The following is a 3,618-nucleotide window of genomic DNA, read 5'->3' as shown; positions in this document are numbered from 1 at the left end:
TTTAGGTGAGAATTAACGAACCGACTTTTCTTTTTCTGAAGGTGGAGATTTTTGAGCGTTATTTGCTCAAAAATACTACCTGTTCCTTGCGGAACTTTTAGCCTTTAATAATAGTGATAATAGAGAACATCTACAAAAAACGTGTGAATCCCTTGATATGACTGGGTTAAATACACTTTTTAGGGTGTGACGTTTTCGTCACACTTTTAAGCCTTTTTGTGACGTTTTCGTCACACCTAAAAAAATATAAATTAGTAAATAAATGGATAACTCACTTTAAAATACATATAAAAAAGACTATATCAAATTGATACAGTCTAAAAAAATCTAGCTGGTAATTTTACTTTTTTACCATTTTGATCTTTGAGATTTTTCAAAGAATATTGAAACAACCTCATCGTTAATTTATCGAGTTTTACTTCATTTTTTCGAGGTGCACAAATCATTATGTAAGGATTTACTACCCATGTTCTAGGACTTACAGTCCGACCATTTTCAATAATTTGTCCAGCACCTTCTGGATTAAGTAAAATTTCTTTTTTCTTTAATGAATTCATAACCAAAGAAGTTTTTTCTCTTGATTTCCCTATCATTTCAGCAATTTCAGAAACAGTTGCTGCTTTTGGTAACTCAAAATCTTCCTCAGCACTCTTTCGTTTCCTTTTAAACTTATCATCTCTACAAATAATAACATTACTTCTAAATTCCAAATAAGCTTGAATTCTAAATAAAAAACTTTCCTCTGCTTGAGTTAAATAACCAATACTATTCAACAAGTCTAAATTTCTGTGCATTACTTGATTAAATGGCTCTCCAGCAAATGGATCTTTATTAGTTCCAACATAATGATCTTCTCCAGTTAATTCTTTTAACTGTTGTAAAAGAGATTTTTTTAGTTCTTCAGCTTGATCTCTTTGTTTTCCATCTTTCTCAAAATCTCTTTTTCTAGCATTTCTATCAGCTTGATTTAAAGCTTGTCCCAATTCTTCATTCATTGTTAAATCCTCCTCTAAATTGAGGGAATCAACAAAAACACCTATTTTTTGCTATTTGATTATAAAACAAATTATGATAATCTATAATCAGATAAATGAAGTCTAGGTATTTTAGTAGAATACCCTATAAAAAGAGTCATGTTCCAGCATGGCTCTTTTTTTCATTCTATCACGTTTTCAATAACCTTAAAGATAAAAACAAAGTTTCCTTACTATTTTATCGCTCCATATCCAATCCACGATGTTTATTCATTTCTTTTTTATGCTCACGTTCAAATTGATTATCTATTCCCTTACTATCCAATTCATTTTTAATAATCTCTCTAAACGCCTTAAATTGCTCTTTAAAAACTTTTTTCGTTTGTACATACAAAACTCTTATATTCGTCTGCAAACCCTTTATATGGGCTTTTAATGAGCTTATTTCTCTATTTAATACACCAACTTCTTTTTCCAACTTACTTTTTTCTTGTTTCAACGTTCGATTTTCTTTCATCCAGCCCTCTGCATGCACTTTTAAACTTTCATTCTCTTTAACAAAATCTGTTTCTCTCAAACGCTCATAATCTTTTTTAATAATGACAGCTGCATTTACTTGCTTTGTTACTTCTTGATATTGTTCTGGTGATAACACATAATTTCTTGTCTGTTTCTTCTTGATCTCAGCTTTTCCAAACATTTTATCCTGTACTTCTACTACTTCTTCTTTACGTAAGAATGGAATTTTAACAGGTTCATTTGGCACTTGATCTGTAGCACTATCTAATTCTTTTTGCATTTGTTCTACTCTTTTTTCTAACTCTATATGACGCTGGCCAATTAACTGCAGCTTTTCATTTTCACTCTCTACTTGTTGCTTTACTATCTCTAATTCTTTGTACGTATCAACGACATCACTTTCCAAACTCGTTTTCGTCACTTCTAATTCGTTTGTTTTCTCTTCAACATTTTTTAAATAATCGTCAATCGTTTGTAACTGTGTTTCTTTTTCTTCTACTTGGTTTTCAATAGTTGATTTTGCTTCTGCATACTCCTTGTATTGACGAACTTTCATATACTTATGTGAACCTACATTAGCACGTTCAAAATTCGGAATATATTCTTTAGCCAATTGCTCGATATAAGCCGTTTCTGTTTCTCTCCAATGCGCAATTAACTTTCTTCCCGTTCCTTCGACACCTTGTTGTTGCAAGGCTCTATCCATTCCGACACGCCTCGTTAACCCTCGACTACTTTCGAAATTTGGTACATAGTTAATATGTAAATGCGGATTTGCTTCATCATCATGTAAAACCATGTTATAAACCGCTAGGTTTGGATTTCTCTCTTGAAAAGCCTCAGCATAGCGCTTCAATGCTTCCTTTTTAGCTCCCCTATACTTTGGATCGTCTTTGCCTTCCCCAATCGCTACAACGAGTTCTCGTTGCTCATGTGTCTTATCATCTTTATGTACTTTGTTATAATAGTCATCAATTTTACGGTCATTCCGTTTTTGTTTCTTGTTATACTTGTCCACGGCTTCTTGAAAAACATCCTTGTATACACTTCGGATGTCCTTTTGAACAAAATAAATATTCTCATGTAACCTAGCTGGATCAATGCCAGGATTCCCATAAATATTTTCTCTGTTATTATGGCTTAATGAACTTTGATGAGATTGATTAAATGAGATAGAACCCAACATAAAGTGCCACCACTTCCCCTAGATTAATTGATACCATCAGTCTAGCAAAGCGACGAAATGATGTCAATTAAAGTAACCCTATACGTATTTTGACGCTTTCGCATCAAAATCGATAGGGGTCTGCGACGCTCTTCGGCTTTGCCGAGCCACATTCCACGTGGCAAAAACAAAACCTTGGGCGTTGCCCAAACCCACTGGGGAACTCTTCCCCAGACCCCATCATTCGAACTCCCCAACCCCTCACTCCTTGAGGGGCTCCCTCGCCGGTTGGCAGGAACAAACAATAGTTTGTTCAATGCCAAGAGGGTTCGGGTGTAGTCCAGTTGGTCAAGTCAAATACTCCCTTCGCTTCGCTAGGTCCGTTTTGATTGACCAACACATGCAACCACCTGTTCCACACCTTTGCTACTCTTAAGTTACATCATTCTACTTTGCGATTCTTACCAATTTTTATAAGCTGTAATAAAAATAGAATTATAGGAGTTGAAATCATGGAGTTTTATAAAAAACTAAAAGAAGAACGCTTAAAACACAACTTATCACAAGAGGAATTAGCGCTTAAATTAAACATAAGCAGACAATCGATTTCTAAATGGGAGCTTGAAAAAGGCTATCCAAATATCGAAACACTTATTACATTAAGTGATTTATTCAACATTAGCATTGATGAATTAATTAAAGGAGATGATTGCTTGAAAGATAAAATCATCAAAGAAGGAAAATTGGGGGAATTAAGAATGACAGATCCATTCAAATGGTTATATGTATTAAGTTCAATTTTAGTAGTATTTTGGCTTTTTGTACTTCCGTGGTCTAGTCCATCAGGTCTAACATTAACCATAATTAATCTCATAGCTGTTATTTACTTTGTAATTGTCGTTAACTACATCAAAAATAACAAGAAGAAATTTTTCAATTAAACTTTAAAAATAAAGAAGA

At 33.6% G+C, this 3,618-nt stretch carries 3 protein-coding genes; 1 reads left to right on the top strand and 2 read right to left on the bottom strand.

Annotated features, from left to right (window positions below; genetic code table 11):
• Positions 1-317: 317 nt before the first annotated feature.
• Entirely contained in the window at positions 318-995 is a 678-nt protein-coding gene (locus tag ACTJJY_RS31790; protein ID WP_006097171.1) for a hypothetical protein, read from the bottom strand.
• 217 nt (positions 996-1,212) lie between these two features.
• Positions 1,213-2,679 carry a plasmid recombination protein gene (locus tag ACTJJY_RS31785; RefSeq protein WP_440607431.1) on the bottom strand — a complete coding sequence of 489 codons (1,467 nt, stop codon included), beginning with the start codon at positions 2,677-2,679 and terminating at the stop codon, positions 1,213-1,215.
• A gap of 491 nt (positions 2,680-3,170) precedes the next feature.
• Here ACTJJY_RS31785 and ACTJJY_RS31780 point away from each other — a divergent pair, with 491 nt between their 5' ends.
• On the top strand, positions 3,171-3,599 hold the full coding sequence (locus tag ACTJJY_RS31780; protein ID WP_440607430.1) for a helix-turn-helix domain-containing protein: 429 nt from the start codon (positions 3,171-3,173) through the stop codon (positions 3,597-3,599).
• The last annotated feature ends 19 nt before the right edge of the window (positions 3,600-3,618 follow it).

The sequence above is a fragment of the Bacillus sp. 22475 genome (genome assembly GCF_052044835.1).
Classification (GTDB): domain Bacteria; phylum Bacillota; class Bacilli; order Bacillales; family Bacillaceae_G; genus Bacillus_A; species Bacillus_A cereus.
The sequence above is the reverse complement of the archived record's forward strand: the minus strand, read 5'-3'. Positions and strand labels throughout refer to the sequence as shown.

What these genes read in the sequence shown, in the direction of transcription:
- ACTJJY_RS31790 (WP_006097171.1), bottom strand. Translation starts at nt 995, where the DNA reads ATGAATGAAGAATTGGGACAAGCTTTAAATCAAGCTGATAGAAATGCT.
- ACTJJY_RS31785 (WP_440607431.1), bottom strand. Translation starts at nt 2,679, where the DNA reads ATGTTGGGTTCTATCTCATTTAATCAATCTCATCAAAGTTCATTAAGC.
- ACTJJY_RS31780 (WP_440607430.1), top strand. Translation starts at nt 3,171, where the DNA reads ATGGAGTTTTATAAAAAACTAAAAGAAGAACGCTTAAAACACAACTTA.